At 66.6% G+C, this 17,874-nt stretch carries 9 protein-coding genes; 7 read left to right on the forward strand and 2 right to left on the reverse strand.

Annotated elements, in window-relative coordinates; genetic code table 11:
- The first annotated feature begins 10 nt into the window (after window positions 1-10).
- From ABDV69_RS03845 to ABDV69_RS03870, 6 genes are read left to right on the forward strand one after another with little or no spacing between them, the layout of a single operon-like run.
- On the forward strand, window positions 11-5,434 hold the full coding sequence (locus ABDV69_RS03845) for a type I polyketide synthase (RefSeq protein WP_343572005.1): 5,424 nt from the start codon (window positions 11-13) through the stop codon (window positions 5,432-5,434).
- Window positions 5,431-9,861, forward strand: coding sequence for a beta-ketoacyl synthase N-terminal-like domain-containing protein (locus ABDV69_RS03850; protein ID WP_343572006.1), 4,431 nt, complete (start codon window positions 5,431-5,433; stop codon window positions 9,859-9,861). The genes ABDV69_RS03845 and ABDV69_RS03850 overlap by 4 nt, the downstream gene beginning before the upstream one ends.
- A 9-nt stretch (window positions 9,862-9,870) precedes the next feature.
- Window positions 9,871-10,863, forward strand: a complete 993-nt coding sequence (locus ABDV69_RS03855) for an ATP-binding cassette domain-containing protein (RefSeq protein WP_343572007.1) — start codon at window positions 9,871-9,873, stop codon at window positions 10,861-10,863.
- A gap of 13 nt (window positions 10,864-10,876) precedes the next feature.
- Window positions 10,877-11,722: an ABC transporter permease gene (locus ABDV69_RS03860; protein ID WP_343572008.1), complete on the forward strand. Its 846-nt coding sequence runs from the start codon at window positions 10,877-10,879 to the stop codon at window positions 11,720-11,722.
- Window positions 11,719-12,582: an ABC transporter permease gene (locus ABDV69_RS03865; protein ID WP_343572009.1), complete on the forward strand. Its 864-nt coding sequence runs from the start codon at window positions 11,719-11,721 to the stop codon at window positions 12,580-12,582. The genes ABDV69_RS03860 and ABDV69_RS03865 overlap by 4 nt, the downstream gene beginning before the upstream one ends.
- A 36-nt stretch (window positions 12,583-12,618) precedes the next feature.
- A complete protein-coding gene (locus tag ABDV69_RS03870; protein ID WP_343572010.1) occupies window positions 12,619-13,878 on the forward strand; it encodes an acyltransferase in 1,260 nt (419 codons plus the stop codon).
- On the opposite strand, the gene ABDV69_RS03875 is transcribed toward ABDV69_RS03870, so the two are convergent.
- Window positions 13,871-14,701 (reverse strand): class I SAM-dependent methyltransferase, encoded by an 831-nt coding sequence (locus ABDV69_RS03875; protein WP_343572011.1) that lies wholly within the window; start codon window positions 14,699-14,701, stop codon window positions 13,871-13,873. The genes ABDV69_RS03870 and ABDV69_RS03875 overlap by 8 nt on opposite strands.
- A gap of 125 nt (window positions 14,702-14,826) precedes the next feature.
- Between ABDV69_RS03875 and ABDV69_RS03880 the strand changes: the two genes are divergently transcribed.
- A complete protein-coding gene (locus ABDV69_RS03880) occupies window positions 14,827-16,305 on the forward strand; it encodes a cytochrome P450 (RefSeq protein ID WP_343572012.1) in 1,479 nt (492 codons plus the stop codon).
- Window positions 16,306-16,327: 22 nt separating this feature from the next.
- Here ABDV69_RS03880 and ABDV69_RS03885 read toward each other — a convergent pair whose 3' ends face one another.
- The gene (locus tag ABDV69_RS03885) at window positions 16,328-17,644 is read right to left on the reverse strand and encodes an IS4 family transposase (protein ID WP_343572013.1); all 1,317 of its coding nucleotides are present in this window, start codon (window positions 17,642-17,644) and stop codon (window positions 16,328-16,330) included.
- Window positions 17,645-17,874 lie beyond the last annotated feature (230 nt).

Below are 17,874 nucleotides of genomic sequence, written 5' to 3' on the forward strand. Positions count from 1 at the left end.
TGTCCGCTAGATGACAACGATCTTCAACAGGGTGTCGGCGATGACCGCCGACAAACGAACTGCGCTGACCGAGCAGTTCGACAAGGCTTCCCGGATAGCGTCGGCCGAACCGATCGCGGTGGTGGGAATGGGTTGCCGTTTCCCCGGCGGCGTGTCCGGGCCGGACGGCTACTGGAACTTTTTGGCGCGGGCCGGCGATGGCATCAGCGAAATCCCGCCGGATCGCTGGGACGCCGACGAGTTCTACGATCCGGATCAGTTCGCGCCTGGCCGGATGTCGTCGAAGTGGGGCGGTTTCTTGCCCGATGTAGCCGGCTTTGACGCCGACTACTTCGGGATCTCCCCGCGTGAGGCGCAAGCCATGGACCCCCAGCAGCGACTGATGCTGGAAGTGGCCTTCGAGGCGCTCGAGCATGCCGGGATCGCGCCGGATACGCTGTCCGGGGTTCGCGGCGCAGTCATGATGGGCGTGTATTACACCGAGTACCAGAGCATTTCGGCGGCCAACCCCGACACCATCGACGCCTACTCGGCGACCGGCAACGCCCACGCGGTCGCGGTGGGGCGGATCGCGTATCTGTTGGGGTTGCGTGGTCCGGCGGTGGCGATGGATTCGGCGTGCTCGTCGTCGTTGGTGACGATTCATCTGGCCTGCCAGAGCCTGCGGTTGCGGGAGAGCGACCTCGCCCTGGCCGGCGGGGTCAGCCTGATCTTGCGGCCGGAAACTCAGCTGGCGATGTCGAAGTGGGGAATGTTGTCTCCGCGCGGCCGTTGCTACAGCTTCGACGCGCACGCCGACGGGTTCGTCCGCGGCGAGGGCGGCGGTGTCGTCGTGCTCAAGCGACTCACCGATGCGGTCCGCGACGGCGACCGGGTGTTGGCGGTGGTGCGGGGTTCGGCGATCAATCAGGATGGCCGCTCCAACGGTCTGACCGCCCCCAACACCATCGCGCAGTCCGACGTCATCACCCGGGCCTTGCGCAGTGCCGACGTCGGGGCGGGCTCGGTGAACTTCATCGAGTCGCACGGCACCGGAACCGCGCTGGGCGATCCGATCGAGTTCGAAGCGCTGGCCGATGTCTACGGGCGCGGGGACGGTCCGTGCGCGCTGGGTGCGGTGAAAACGAACATCGGCCACCTGGAGGCGGCCGCCGGTATTGCCGGGTTCATCAAGGCCGCGCTGTCGGTGCAGCGGGGCCAGATTCCGCCGAACCTCAACTTCTCGCAATGGAATCCAGCGATCGACCCGAAACCGACGCGGCTGTTCGTTCCCACCGAGCTCAGCTCCTGGCCGGCCGGCGACGGCCCGCGGCGGGCCGCGGTGTCCTCGTTCGGCCTGGGTGGGACAAACGCGCACGTGGTGATCGAGCAGGGGCCCGATCCGGCGCCGGCGTCCGACGCCGATTCGCCGGTGACGACGTTGGTGGTCGCCGGCAAGACTGACCAACGGATCGCGTCGTGGGCCACGGCGTTGGCTGACTGGATCGACCACGACGGCACCGTCGTGCCGATGCGCGACATCGCACACACCCTGAACCACCGCCGCAGCCGCCAGCACCGATTCGCCACGGTGTCCGCGCGCGACCGCGCCGAGGCGGTGGCCGGGTTACGCGCGCTGGCCGCCGGGCAGCCGACGCCGGGCGTGGTCGGCCCGCGCGACGCGCCCCGCGGTTCGGGCACGGTGTTTTTGTACTCGGGTCAGGGTTCGCAGTGGGCCGGCATGGGCCGGCAGCTGCTGGTCGACGAGCCGGCGTTCGCCGCGGCGGTCGACGAGTTGGAGCCGGATTTTGTTGCCCAGGTGGGTTTTTCGTTGCGTGATGTGCTTCTCGCCGGGGAGCCGGTGACGGGAATCGAGCGCATCCAGCCGGTGCTGGTCGGGATGCAGTTGGCGTTGACCGCGTTGTGGCGTTCCTACGGGGTGCGCCCGGACGCGGTGATCGGGCATTCGATGGGGGAGGTGACCGCGGCGGTGGTGGCCGGGGCGCTGAGCCCGGCCGACGGGCTGAAGGTTATCGCCACCCGGTCGCGGTTGATGTCGAAGTTGTCCGGGCAGGGCGCGATGGCGTTGCTCGAGCTTGAGGCTGCCGCCGTGGAGAAACTGATCGCCCAGTATCCGGACCTCACCGTGGCGGTGTACGCCGCCCCTACCCAGACGGTGATCGCCGGGCCGCCCGACCAGGTCGACGCGGTGGTCGCAGTCGTGGACAAGCAAGGCCGGTTGGCGCGGCGCATCGAAGTGGACGTCGCGTCGCATCACCCCACGGTCGATCCGATTCTGCCGGAGTTGCGCAGCGCGCTGACGGATCTGGCGCCCAGGACGCCGACCATCCCGCTGATCAGCACGGTCGGCCAGACCGACGGCGCCGGCTTGCCGAGTTTTGCTGCCGACTACTGGGTGGCCAATCTGCGCAATCCGGTGCGGTTCAGCCAGGCGGTGGCGGCTGCTGCCCAACAGCACGTCACCTTCGTCGAAGTCAGCCCGCACCCGCTGCTCGGCCACGCTATCGCCGGAAGCCTAGAGTCTGCCCAGTCCCGCGATGACGCCGTGGTGGCGGCGACGTTGACCCGGGACAACCCCGAAACGCTGACGTTTCACACCCAGCTGGCAACGGTCCGACCCCCCATCGCGACCGACACCACGAACGGCGCACAGGGACTCGCACAGGGACTCGCACAGCGCCTGGTTGATCTCCCTCCGACGCCGTGGCTGCACACCCGGTACTGGGCCGCCGCCTCGTCGGCGAATCAGCACGCCGCCACCGCCCATCCGTTGCTGGGGACGCACGTCGAACTGCCGTCGGGCCGCGACCACGTCTGGCGGGCGGACGTCGGCACCGAACTCAACCCCTGGCTGGCCGATCACAAGGTGCACGGCCAGCCGGTCATGCCGGCAACCGGTTTCGCCGAGATAGCGCTCGCCGCCGCTTGCGAGGCGCTCGACGTGCCCGCGCAGTCCGTCGCCGTGCATCGGCTCGAGGTGGAACAGATGCTCCCGCTGGGTGAAAACACCCAGTTGACGACCCAGCTGACGCAAAGCCCCGACGGTGATGACATCCGGGTCGAGATCCATTCGCGCTCGGCCACCGGCAATTGGTCTCGGCACGCGGTTGCGCGGGTCGAGGTGGTAGCGGCCACGACGCCGACCGGGCAGTCCGCCCGGCCCGAGACCGGCACGGTCGTGTCAACGGCGGACTTCTACTCCGCGCTGCGCGACACCGGATTGCATCATGGGCAGGCGTTTGCCGCACTCACCCGGATCGTGCGCACGACCAATGGTTGCTCGGAAACCGACATCGTCCTGCCCGACGAGGCCACCGCGCATCGCAGTTACCGCCTGCACCCGGTGCTGCTCGATGCCGCGCTGCAGGGACTGGCTGCCGCGTTGTCCGCGGAGTCGCTGGCCGATTCCAGCGAGGCCACCTTCTTGCCGGTGTCGTTCGAGACGATCCGGGTATTCGGTGACGTCGGGCGGCGGGCCCGTTGCCGCGCCGAGTTGGTCGATCCGGGAACCGACGGCGCCGGCATCGTGGGCCGCGTCGTGCTGATGGACGACGCCGGCACCCCGACCGCCGAGATCGCCGGCATCTACCTGCAACGCGTGCAGCGTCGTACCGTGCCAATGCCGTTGACGCAGAAGATCTTCGACACCACCTGGGTCCAGACCCCGGCTGCCGCGGCGTCGACGGCGCCCGACGGCAGCTGGCTGGTGCTGACCGACGGCGCCGAGGCCGAGCCGATCGCCGAGGAATTCCTGCGCCAATTAAGCTCGCCGACCCGACGGGTATTGCGCGCCGATCTCGCCCAGGAATCCGCGGTGCGCGAGGCGTTCGCGAAGACCGCGGCCGACCCCGAGTTGCCGCCGGTGGGAGTGATCATCGTCGCCGGACAGCACTCATTCCACGGCACCGACCTCGACGACGCGCGCAAAGGCCGGGATCTGACCTGGGGCGTCGCGTCGACGGTGCGCGCGGTGATGGGCGGTTGGCATGGAAAAGCGCCGCGGCTGTGGCTGGTGTCCCGTAACGGCCTTGCCGTCACGCCCGGTGAGCCCGGCGACCCGTCCATCGGTGCGCTGCGGGGACTGATCCGGGTTCTTGCCTACGAGCACCCCGATCTGCGCGCCACGTTGGTGGACTTGCCCGACGACAACCCGACACCGCTGATCGCCGAGCTGGGGCTGCCCGGCAGCGATGACCTGGTCGCCTGGCGCGACGAGCACCGCTATGTCGAACGTCTGTCCCGGGCGAAGATCGGCGCAGCCAAGCTGGACCCGGTCGTCCGGCACGACGGCGCCTACATTCTCACCGGGGGTCTGGGCGGCATCGGTCTGGCGGTGACCCGTTGGCTCGTCGACAACGGCGCCGCACGCGTCGTCCTCAACGGCCGCTCCGAGCCGTCCGAGGAGGCGCGCACGGTGCTCGAGGAACTCCAAGCGCGCGCGCAAATCGTGGTGGCGCCTGGCGACATCTGCGCACCCGGGATCGCCGAGCGGCTGGTGAGCGTCGCCGAGGAGACCGGTGTGCGGCTGCGTGGCGTCGTGCACAGCGCCGTCGTGCTCGACGATCAGATCATCGCCGCGCTCAGCAAGGAGAGCCTGGAACGGGTCTGGGCCCCCAAAGCAGAAGGCGCCCTGCGGCTGCACCTGGCCACCGCCGACCGCGAGCTGGACTGGTGGGTCGGGTTTTCCTCGACGTCGTCGCTACTGGGATCACCAGGGCAGGGCGCCTACGCCGCCGCCAGTGCGTGGCTCGACGGCCTGGTCGATTGGCGTCGCGCCTCGGGTCTGCCCGCCACCACGATCAACTGGGGTCAGTGGTCGGACATCGGTGTCGCGCGCTCGTTGACGTTCAGCGCGCTGGATCCCATCGCCCCGGCCGAGGGCATCGAGGCGCTGGAGTCGATCCTGGCCGGCGACGTCGCGCGGATGGGCGTTGCGCGGCTGCGGTTGGACCGCGCCGCGGCCGCTTTCCCCGAAATCCAGCAGCTCGGCTACTTCGCCGCGCTGGCCGAGGAATTGGACATCGACAGCGACGACGACGACTGGGCCGGTCCGGATGCGCTGCGCGCGATGGACCCGACGGACGCCAGCCGGCTGGTGTGCGCACGGCTGGGCGGACGTATTTTGGCCGTGATGGGCTATCCGAAACACAGCACCATTGAGACCGATAAACCGTTGATCGAATTGGGTATGGATTCGTTGATGGCAGTGCGAATCCGGAACACCGTTCGCGGCGACTTCGGTGTCGAACCGCCGGTGGCGTTGTTGTTGCAGGGCGCCTCATTGTCGGATCTGACGACCGATCTGATGCGTCAACTGGGTATCGATGGGCAGGAGAAGCCCGAGAGCGCCGGTGGCGTGGGCGATCGGGCCAAGCAACGCGCCGCCGCGCGGCAACGAGCCGCAGCGCGGCGAAAGGTAGGAGACCGAGCGTGAGCACCAACAGCGAACTGCCGCCGCACGCGATTGCGGTGGTCGGGATGGCAGCCCGACTTCCGGGTGCCAACACCGTGTCGGCGTTCTGGAACAATCTGCGCGACGGTGTGGAATCGATCGTCGACTTGTCCGAGGCCGACCTGCAGGCCGCCGGCATCAGCGACAAGACGCTGGCAAATCATGCCTACGTGCGCCGGGCGGCACTGCTGGACGGGATAGCCGAGTTCGACGCCGATTTCTTCGGCTTCACCCCGCAAGCCGCTCGGATGACCGATCCGCAGCATCGGTTGTTCCTGCAGTCGGCCTGGCATGCACTGGAAGACGCCGGCTACGACCCGGCGCAACTCGAGAGCACCGTCGGCGTGTACGCGACCAGCACGACCAGCGGTTATTTGTTGCACAACATCATGTCCAACCACGACCCGAACGTGGTCATCGGGCAGGGCGTGACGTTCGAGATGGTCCAGCTGTCGTTGCAGAACGACAAGGATTACCTGGCAACCAAGGTCGCCCACCAGTTCAACCTGCGCGGCCCCGCGCTGTCGGTCCAGACGGCCTGCTCGTCGGCGTTGGTCGCCGTGCATTTGGCCTGTCAGAGCATCCTGAACGGCGAATGCGAGATGGCGTTGGCCGGCGGCGCGTCGCTGCGGATCCCACACCACGTCGGGTACTGGTATGACCCCGGCTCGATGGTGTCGGCCACCGGCCACTGCCGGCCGTTCGACGCACGTTCGGACGGCACGATCTTCGGCAGCGGGGTCGGCGTGGTGGTGCTGAAGGCGTTGGCCGACGCCATCGACGACGGTGACCGGATCCACGCCGTGATCCGTGGATCGGCGCTGAACAACGACGGATCGACGAAGATGACCTTCGCCGCCCCCAACGCCGCCGGACAAGCCGATGTCATCGCCGAGGCGCAGGCGATCGCGGAAGTCGACGCTTCGACGGTGAGCTACGTCGAGACGCACGGAACCGGTACGCCGCTGGGTGACCCCATCGAAATCGAGGGCCTGAGAAAAGCATTCGCGGTTTCCGAAGAGACCCGGCAGGGTCCCTGTTTCATCGGCTCGGTCAAGTCCAACATCGGTCACCTGGAGTCAGCCGCCGGTATCGCGAGCCTGATCAAGGCGATTCTGTGCCTCAAGCACAAAGCCCTTCCGGCAACCCTGCACTACACCAGCCCCAATCCGGAACTGCATCTGGACTCCGGACCCTTCGTCGTGCGCAGCGAGTACGGCCCGTGGGAGTCCGACGGTCCTCTACGGGCCGGGGTCAGCTCGTTCGGTGTCGGCGGCACCAATGCGCACCTGGTGCTCGAGGAGGCCCCGGCAGTTGCGGCCGCTGCAGTGGCGCATCCGGGCCCGCAGGTGCTGCTGTTGTCGGCCCGCAGCGCCGAGGCTCTGCAGCAGTCACGTTGCGACCTTGCCGCCGAACTGTCGGGCGCCCAGGACATCAGCCTCCCCGACGTCGCCTACACCCTCGGGCGCCGCAGGAAAGACACCCTGCGGATGGCGGCGGTCGTCAAAGACCGCCACGACGCAGCGACGGTGCTGACCGCCGACGAGCACGAAAACGTGTTCATCGGCGAATCGGTGCCTAATGTCGTCGACAACGCCGACCGGGTCGTCTTCCTGTTTCCGGGTCAGGGCGCTCAGCACATCGGCATGGCGCGCGGCCTGTACGAGTCCGAGCCGGTGTTCGCCCGGCACTTCGACGAGTGCGCCGCGGGATTCGGCGACGAGTTGGGCGTCGACTTGCGCGCCGAGATCTTCGACGGCACCGCACGCAATCTGGAACGCACCGACCGGACTCAACCGGCGTTGTTCACCGTGGAATACGCGCTGGCGAAGCTGATCGAGACCTACGGGGTTCGCCCGGCCGCCCTGGCCGGACACAGCATCGGCGAGTACGTCGCGGGCACCATCGCCGGCGTCTTCGACATCGCGACGGCCATCACAGTGGTGTCGATGCGAGCACGCCTGATGCACACCGCCCCGCGCGGGGTGATGGTCGCGGTGGCGTTGAGCCCGGATGCGCTGGCCGAACACCTGTCCGGCGATGTCGACATCGCCGCCGTCAACGAACCCGGTGGATGCGTGGTCGCCGGCTCCGAGGAGAGCATTCGTCAGTTCAGTGACCGCCTGAAAGAACAGGGCATCGTCGCGCGCCGGGTCCGCACCTCGCATGCATTCCACTCGCGATTGATGGACTCGATGATCCCGGAATTCACCGGGTTCCTGGCCCGCCAGACGCTGCGCGAGCCCAGTATCCCGTTGCTGTCCAACGTCACCGGAACCTGGTTGGCTCCCGGCGATGCGACCAACCCGGCCACCTGGGCGCGCCAGGTGCGGTCCACGGTGCGCTTCGCCGACGAAGTCGACGTGTTGCTTGCCCACCCGAATCGCGTCATGGTCGAGGTCGGCCCCGGCGGCACGCTGACCGCGTCGGCAACCCGTCACCCTAAGTGGTCGGGCGGTCACCGAGCGGTTCGGCTGATGCGCCACCACGCGCAAAACCGGGACGACCGGGACACCTTCCTGCTGGCGCTCGGCCAACTGTGGTCGGCAGGAGTGGACGTCGACTGGACCCCGCTACGGTCGGCGCAGCGCGGGCAGTTGGTCTCGCTTCCGGGCTATCCGTTTGAGCGGCAACGGCATTGGGTCGAGCACCGGCGCGGTGGCTGGGCGGCTGACGCCGTGGCAGCCGACGGGCAGGCGAGCTCGGCGGCTGCCGCTGCGGCTGCCGGTGCGGGCACCAACGGCACCTCGCCGATAGAAGCGCAGTTACAACGTATTTGGGCGCAGTGCCTCGGCGTCGCCTCGCTGAGTCGGACCGCCAACTTCTTCGAACTGGGTGGCGACTCGCTGGTCGCGATCAGCGTCGCGATGACCGCCGCCAACGAAGGACTGGACCTCACACCCCAAGATCTGTATGAAAACCAGACCGTGGCCTCGCTCGCCAAGGCCCTGACCGCCCGGTACGCGGTCGGCGGGCTGGCCCGCCAATCACCAGGTGACGTCGTGCATCCCCCGGTGCCGCCCAACATCGCCCACTTCGTCGAGCGGGGTGTCGCAGAGCGCGGCCAGTGGCGGGTGCCGCTGATCCTGCAACTTCGCCCCGAGGTGGCAACCGAGGACATCCGTGCGGTGCTCACCGCCGTCACCAACCACCACGATGCGCTGCGCCTGCGCCTCGCCGAGCGCGCGGGCACCTGGGAGCAGACCGTCACCGACCCGCAGGAATTCGCCGAACTGGCCACCAGATCGCTTCCCGCCGGGCTACCCGCGGCCAGCACGCAGGAGCGTGAAGCGGTGCTTGCCATGCTCAAAGAGCAGATCAGTCACCAGGATCTGTCCAGCCCACCGCTGACGGCCAGCTACATCCAAGGCCAGCCGGGCGGCCCGTGTTACCTCGCGATCAGCCTGCACGGCACCGTCGGCGACAACGCCTCGCGCGACATCCTGTTCACCGACATCTTCACCGCGTTCGGGCAACGGTTGGCCGGCGAAGAGATTGCGCTGCAACCGGTTACCACGCCGTGGACCGAGTGGTCGCAGCGCTGCGCCGCACTGGCCAGCCATCCCGCGGTCATCGAAAGCCGGGACTTCTGGCTGCAGACCGCGCAGGCGACCGGCTCGCGCGCCGGCGCGGAAGTCACCGGTGTCATCACACCGCCAGGAGTGGACGATCTCGCCAAATTGTCCTCGACGCTGCCGGCCTCGGACACCACCGAGATCGACGATGCTCGGCGTCGGCTCCGGTTGCCGATCGAGGAGCTGCTGCTGGCCGCGCTGAGCCGCGCGGTCGCGGTGACGACCGGGGACGCGACCATCCGCGTCGACCTCGCCGGACCCGGCCGGTCGGTGCTCAAACCCGAGGTCGACCTGCGGCGCACCGTCGGCTGGTTCAGCACCCTGTATCCCGTCGCGTTGAACTGCGCGACCGGCCAGGACGTCAGCGCCCGAGATCTGTTGGGCGAGGTGCACGACACACTGACAGCGGTTCCGCACTACGGCATCGGTTACGGGCTGCTGCGCTACCTCTACGCGCCCACCGCGCGGCTGCTCGGCGCCGCCGGGCCCGCCGACATCTTCTTCTCCTATGTCGGCGCCATTCCCGACCTGCCGGCGGTGTCGTCGGACGACGCTCCGGTGCAACTCGACACCGACACTGCCATGCCGGTACGCGAGGCCATTCCCGGACTTGGTCACCCATGCGAACTGCGGGTGTACCGCAGCGCCGGTTTGATTCACCTCGATTGGTGGTATGACACCCGCAAGCTCGAGTCCACGACGGTACAGGCCTTCGCCGACGCGTTCACCCAAGCGGTGATGGATCTGACCCGGGAAGCGATCATCGAAGACGAAACCGACGCGGGCAGCGACGAATTGACCCTGGTGGACTTGTCGTCGAGCGACACCGCATAGGAGAAGGAAATGACGAGCAGCAACGATGCGGTCATTGTCAACGGGGTCAGGAAAACGTTCGGTTCGGTGGTCGCGTTGGCCGACATCAGTTTCAAGGTCGGGCGCGGCGAAGTGCTCGGGTTGCTGGGGCCCAACGGCGCCGGCAAGACGACGATGGTCGATATCCTCTCGACACTGTCGCGGCCGGATTCCGGTTACGCAGAGGTCGCCGGCCATGACGTGATGTCCGACCCGGCAGGGGTGCGGCGCTCGCTGATGCTCACCGGTCAGCACGTCGCCCTCGACGACATGCTGACCGGCCGGGAAAATCTGGTGATGTTCGGTCGTCTGCAGGGGCTGAAAAAGTCGCGTGCGCGATCCCGGGCCGAGGAACTTCTCGATCAGTTCGATCTGGTGCACGCCGCCGACCGCAGCGTCAGTACCTATTCCGGCGGGATGCGCCGACGCATCGACATCGGCTGCGGATTGGTGGTGCGCCCAGAGGTGGTATTCCTGGACGAGCCCACGACCGGGCTGGATCCGCGTAGCCGGCAGAGCATTTGGGAACTGGTGTCGGATTTCAAAGCGGCCGGCATCGCCACGCTGTTGACGACGCAGTACCTCGAGGAGGCCGATGCGCTGAGCGATCGCATCATCGTGATCGATCACGGGACGATCATCGCCGAGGGCACGGCCGATGAACTCAAGGAGCGGACCGGCGCGACGTACTGCGAAATCGTGCCGCGGCACGCCTCGGATCTGCCCGCCATGGCGCAGGCGCTCGGTTCGCTGCTGCCGGAGCGCAACCGTGCCGCGTTGACGGCGTCATCCGACCGCATCGCGCTGCCCGCCCCGGATGGCCCGAAAACCCTCGCGCGGGCGCTGTCGCAATTGGACACGGCGAACGTCGAATTGCTCGACATCGCATTGCGACGGCCTTCACTCGACGAGGTGTTTCTTGCGCTGACCAACCGGGACGCCCGCGACCTGCCGACCGCGGATGTCGCCGGTGGGTCTCGATGAGACGCGGTGTGTCGTGGTGATCCCTGTCGAGCAGCAGCAGCGGCAGCAGTCGTCGTCGGACGCAGTGGTCCGGCCGTCGACGTCCACTCTGCAACAGTGGTGGGTGTTGACGGTTCGGATGATCACCCCGACGCTGCGCAACGGCGAGGTACTCACCCAAGTCGCGCAGTCGGTGATGTTCACGGTGGGTTTCTATATTCCGCTCAAGCACCTGATGGGCGCCTTCAGCCAGGGCATGAGCAGCTATGCGCAGTACCTCATGCCGCTGATCGCGCTGGAATCCGTTTCGTTCGCCGGCGTGTCGGCGGCTTTCCGGTCGGCCACCGACTCGGTCCTGGGCATCAACCGCCGATTCCGGGCCATGCCGATTGCCCCGCTGACCCCGTTGGCCGCCCGCATGTCGGCCAGCATCTACCGCTGCTGCACCGCGTTCGCGTTTGCGTTGGTGTGCGGCTACGTGATCGGGTTCCGCTTCTACGGCGGCGTGGCGCACACCGCTGGTTTCTGCCTGCTGGTGCTGCTGATCGGCGTCGCCCTGTCACTGCAGGGCGATCTGATCGGCGCGGCGAACCGCAACCCGGAGGCCACCATCCCCCTGATGCTGTTGCCGCAACTGATCTTCGGTCTGTTGTCTGTCGGACTGCAACCCGTCGAACGTTTTCCGGCCTGGATCCAGCCTTTCGTTCGCGATCAACCGATCTCCCAGTTCATCTACGCGCTGCGGGTGCTGGCCGGCGACAGCACGCCGGCCGCCGGTGCCGTGCGCTGGGCGGTGGTCGGCCCGGCACTGGCGTGGGCGGCGGCGCTGGTGCTGATTGCGGTTCCGTTGCACGGTCGCGTGGCGCTGGAGCGCCGATGATGTCGGTGGCCGCGCAGGACACGACGGCCGTGGCGCCCAGCGGATTCGGTGACCCACGCCCGGAACTGGGACGTGACCCCCGGGAGAATTCACCGCGGCGGCTGATGGCTAACACCTTGGTGCTGGCCGGGCGGTTGCTGGTTCGGTGGCGCCGCGACCGCGCGACCGTCCTGGAGTCGCTGGCCATGCCGGTGGTGTTATTGGTCACGTTGAATATCGTGTTGGGAGACGCGATCTCGCGGGTTACCGGTCACGACGCGCTGTACGGCAGTGTCCCGTTGATCGCGATGGTCGGGGCCATGTCCGGATCGATGGTCGGCGGGATCGGCCTGATGCGGGAACGCAGCAACGGACTGCTTCCCCGGTTATGGGTGCTTCCCGTGCACCGTGCTTCGAGTCTGCTGGCCCGCCTGATGGCCGATGCGGTCCGCATCGTGTCGACCACCGCGGTCGTCATGTGCGCCGGCCTGGCGCTGGGTCTGCGGTTCCGGCAGGGGATCCTGGCGACAGTGGCCTGGCTGTTCGTCCCCGCTGTTTTCGGGGTGGCGTTCACCATGATCGTCATCACCCTGGCCCTGTATGCGGCGAACACCATCGTGGTGGAAGCCAGCGAGGTCGTCTGGGGATTGCTGATGTTCTTTTCCACCGGCTTTGTGCCGCTCGACCAGTATCCACGTTGGGTTCAGCCCATCGTGGCGCATCAGCCGATGAGTTATTCCATCGAGGCGATGCGCGGACTGTCGCTGGGGGGTCCGGTGCTGGCGCCGGTCACCGCAGTGCTGCTCTGGTCGGCGGGCGTCGCCGCTGTCGTCGCGGTCCCGATGGCGATCGGATATCGAAGGGCCAGCATGCGGGGATGAAGTCCCCGTGTTCGCGAATTGTCATGGAGTTGGGAAATGTTTTCATCGTCGGTGATCCGCAAGCTGTCGCGTAGCGAGGAAATCTTCGCCGAGACACAATGTTTCGTGGGAGTCGGCGCGCATCTGAAGGGGCCGGTCGACGCCGACGCTTTCTCGGCTGCCTTCGATGCGCTGCTGGAGGCGCACCCGGTTTTGGGCGGTCACCTCGAACGCGGCGACGACGGGCGGCACCAGATCGCCGTCGACGATCTTGTCCACCCGGGAATCGAGGTGATCGAGACCGACGATCCGGCGCGCGACTGCCCGGCGGTGCACTTGAACCAGAGCGAGTCGCTGATCCATCTGCGGTTGGTCGTCGGCGGCGAAGGCGCGCAACCGACGCTGTACGTCCATCACGCGCTTGCCGACGGCCACCACGAGTTCAAGCTGGTCGAGGAGATGTTCTCCTACTACACCGACCTGGTCTGCAACGGCCGGATCGGGCCGGTCACCGTGCACGCCGCGCCCGAATCACTGGAAGCCGTGCTGGCCCAGCGAGGCATCCACAAGCAGCAGCGATCAGGTCTGGAGCGGTTCATGCCGGCGATGTTCGCCTACGACCTGCCGCCGTCCCGCCGGGCCGCGGGTGGCGCCACCCCGGCGTCGCCGCTGCGGGTTCCGATGGTGCGCTGCCAACTGAGCGAGCGGGAAACGCAGGATCTGATCGCGTTCGGTCGCGCGAATCGGGTTGGCCTGAACGGCCTGTTGTCGGCGGTTCTGCTGTTGGCCGAATGGCGCCTTCGCGGCAAGACGAATATCCCGGTGCCCTACATTTATCCGGTCGATTTGCGCTATGTCCTGTCGCCTCCGCTATCTGCGACCGCGTGCACAAACCCCCTGGGCGTGGCGGCTTATCTCGCCGAAATCGACGACAGCACCGATGTGGTGGACCTTGCCCGCGATATCGCCGAGACTTTCCGGGCGGACCTCTCCGATGGTGTGGTGCAGCAGTCGCTGCTGCATTCCAGCCCGCAATATGTCGGGAACTTTCCCGGCTTGCCCGACCTCGTGATGCTGACCGACGGCGGTCTGGCGCCGCCGGTACGGACACCGCCGGACGTCGAAATCATTGCTACCCACGACGAGTTGTTCTTTGCTGTCAGCGCGGGAATCGACATGTATCTGAGCAATATCTTTGCCGGGCAATTGGTAATCGAGTATCACACCCATGCACCGCGGCCGGAGAAATCGATCGAGACGATACATTCGCTGCTGCGAGTCATCGCCGAGCAGCACGCCGCCAGCGGGGTCAGCTGACCCGTCCGAAGGCGTAGCGATGGTATTGCAGTATCCGGCGCAGCGGCGGGGCCACCCGAAGCGCTCCGCCCGCCAACCTGAACCCGGCAGCTGCCTGGGCAAACGTGCTCGCGTCGAACAATGTTGTGGCGGCCAGCAATCGGGCCCCGGGAAGGTGGCCGAGGATCTGTTGCGGACTGTTGACGCCCCAGTGCAGCGTCGACCCGGTCCGTCGCACCAACGTGTGGGCTTTTTGCGACCTGATTCCCAGCCGAGTGTAGAAGTCGATCTGCAACTCACCGGATTCGAAGCGGTCGACGACGCGGCGCAGTAGTGCGATGCCGTCGCTTTCGGTCAGGTACATGCTGATTCCTTCGGCGATCAGCAGAATGGGGCGGTCGACGCGAAAGCGGTCGAATAAGGACGGATCGGTCGCCGACGCTGCGATCAGATGATATCCGGGGCGGGACGGATAGACTTTCGTGCGCAGTGCAATAACTTCCGGGTAGTCGACGTCGTACCATTCCACGCCCGGGCCCGGATTCAACCGAAACACCCTGCCGTCCAAACCGCAGCCCAGATGCACCACTGTGCAGTGCGGGTTGACGGCGAGGAATTGGCGCGTCCAGATGTCGTACTGAGCGGTGCGCACGGTAATCAGCGGCGCCCACTTGGCGGGGATGCCCATTTCGCGGAAATCGTAATCGAGGCGGCCGACCACATGTTTCGCGTAGCGATCGGCTAAGACCGGGCGATCGAAATCGCTGTCTAATGCCTTGAGGTACAACGTTGCCAGCATGGTTTGCGCGGCACCGCTGAGATTGACGGAAACTTTGTTGTCCACGCATCCAGGCTACTGTCCGGTAGCCGCGCGTTTCGGAGTGTGTGTCCTGGCCAGCACTCAACTCATTTGCCAACAACGTCCACCACGGACACCGTACCCTGTTGTTACCTACGCAAGGAGGGTCGGTGGCCGCCATCGGAACCCCGCATTACCTGCTCGATCAGGCGCGTCGCCGGTTCACGCCGACGCTGAACAACATTCCGGGCATGGGCATGATCGAGAAGCGCTCGCTCGCTCACAAGTGGAAGCCGAAGGTGCTGGCGAAGCCACCCGTCGGCAGCGGCCTCAAGCCGGTTCTGGGCAATTCGGGCCTGCCGCTTCTCGGTCACAGCATCGAGATGTACCGCGGGGGACCCGACTTCGCGCTGCGCCTGTACCAGCAGCACGGCCCGCTGTTTTTTTCCGACGTGCGGATTTTAGGCTCGGTCAACGTTTTGGGGCCGGATGCCACTCAGGCCGTGTTCGCCAACAAGAACAAGGACTTTTCACAGAAGGGCTGGTACCCGATTTGCGGTCCGTTCTTCAATCGGGGCCTGATGCTGCTGGACTTCGACGAGCACCTATATCACCGGCGCATCATGCAGGAGGCCTTCACCCGCGCCCGGTTGGCCGGCTACGTCGAGCACATCGACCGTGTGGTGACGGCCGTCGTGGCTGACTGGCCGGTCAACGATGCGCGGTTCCTGTTGCACCCAGCGACTAAGAAGCTCACCCTCGACGTGGCGTCGATGGTGTTCATGGGCCATCAGCCGGGCAGTGACGATGACCTGGTCACCAAGGTGAATCATGCCTTCACGATTACCACCCGCGGCGGTGCCGCGTTCATCCGCTACCCCGTCCCGCCGTTCAAGTGGTGGCGCGGCGTGCGCGGTCGAAAGGTCCTCGATGATTACTTCACCGAGCGGGTCAAGGAACGCCGCAACGCCCACGGCAGCGACATGCTCACCGTGCTGTGCCACGCCCAAGACGAGGACGGCAACAGCTTTGCCGACGAGGACATCGTCAACCACATGATCTTCTTGTTGATGGCCGCTCATGACACCGCGACGTCGACGATCACCACGATGGCGTACAACTTGGCCGCCCACCCAGAATGGCAAGAACGGTGCCGCGACGAATCGGCCCGGCTGGGTGATGGCCCGCTGGACATTGAGTCGCTGGAGAAACTGGAGACACTGGATCTGGTGATGAACGAGTCGCTGCGGATGGTGACCCCACTACCGTTCGTCATGCGCCAAACTGTGCGCGACACCGACCTGCTGGGCTATTACATCCCGGCCGACACCCTGCTGTTGATCTGGCCGTCGATGAACCACTGGCTGCCCGAATTGTGGACCGAACCGGACAAGTTCGATCCCGAGCGCTTCGCCGAACCGCGGGCCGAGCACAAAAAGCACCGCTACGCCTTTGCCCCGTTCGGCGGCGGGGCGCACAAGTGCATCGGATTGGTGTTCGCGCATCTGGAGGTCAAGACCGTCATTCACCGGCTGCTGCGCCGCTACCAGCTCGAGCTGGCCCGGCCGGGTTACCAGCCACGCTGGGACTACGGCGGGATGCCGATCCCGACGGACGGCATGCCGATCGTCCTGCGCCCGCTGGGTTAGGCCCAATGCCGCTCAGTTAAGTTCATGGGCCGGTTGTCAACTGGCTGTTGATGGTCACGTCGACGGTGATCTGGTAGCTGTTGCGGTCGATGGGGCCTTTGGCCCGGTGTTTGGAGATGGCGCGTTTGACGACGCGGGGGCTGGTTCGGCGGCGGCGGGCCGGGAGTGGGTGATCGCGTACGGCGTGGCCGATCTTGCCGATGAAGTCGATGGTGGTGTCGGCGATGACGCCGGCGGCCTGGATGACTTGGTCGCGGGCGGTGTTGAGGGCGATGCTGAAGCCCGCGCGGTCAGCGGTGTCGGTGCCGGTGGCCTCAGACATCGCGATGCGCAGCGCTTGGTAGGTGACCAGCAGGGCATAGATCTCCTGGGCGATCCCGTCGGGTGTGCGGGCGCGCAGCACCCGGCCACCGAGGATGGTGGATTTCAGTTCCAGATAGGACGTTTCGATCTCCCAGCGCTGGTGGTAGAGGGCGACCAGTTCGGTGGCGGGGTAGCGCCGGTGGTCGGACAGGGTGGTGATCAGCAGGTAGCGCTCGGTGCGACATGGGCCGCCGGCGAGTCGCACGACAACCTGGGCGTCGATCACCCGGATGGGCGTCGCGCCGATCCGCGACAGCCACGAGCCGTCGCCGCAGTGGCTGATCACGGGGAGTTTGCGGTTGGCTTTGGCGCGGAACAGCACCTCGGCGCCCGTGGCGGCGACCTGCTTGATCAGGTCGGTGGCGGCGAAGTTACGGTCGGCGAGCAGCAGCATGCCTGGGTGCAGGCAGCCCAAAAGCTTGGGCGCATAGTTGGTTTCGCCCATGCTCAAGGCGCCGAAGACAGCGTCCAGGACGGTGCGGGTGCCGCACGCGACCACCGTCAGCATCCGCAGCATCGGATACCCCGAGGGGCCGTTGCCGCCGCCGACCCGGCCGAAGGCGGCCAGGTTCGCCGGGGTGTCGGGGGTGAACATCGACGTGCCGTCGATCGCGCATACCAGCAGGCCCCGCCATCGCGCCGCACCGGCGGCGGGGCCGCGGACCAGGTCGAACAGCTCCCGCAGCGGTTTGACACCGATGCGGCGACGGGCCTGCGCCAACGCCGAGGACACCGGATCGGCGACGCTGATCCCGTCCAGGCCCGCGGTCATCCGAGCCCACACCTGGCCGTAGCCGAGCTCAGCGAACAGCGCCGCCGCCAGCAGCAGGTACACCACCACCCGCGACGGCAACGCCCGGACCCTGGCCTGCACCGTCCGGGTCGATTCCAGCACCGCATCGACCATCTCGAACGGGACGATCTGGGTCAACTCACCGAGGTGACCGGGCGCGAACGGACCCGCAGCAACCAGCACCGAACCACGAATGACAGACTGAACAGACAGCGGAACTCCCTGGTGAAGGGTCGTCTTACGAGGACACCCATCAATACCGGGAGTTCCGCTGCCTTCAACTCACCGACACGCCGCACACGTCACACTTGACCCAACAGCCACACCCTTAACTGAGGGGACTGTCCGATATTCGGTGTAAGCGGCGTTTCTCGGATTTTCTTTCGGTCAGCGTTCTTCGGCGGCTGGCATGC

The organism is Mycobacterium sp., assembly GCF_039583785.1.
GTDB lineage: Bacteria > Actinomycetota > Actinomycetes > Mycobacteriales > Mycobacteriaceae > Mycobacterium.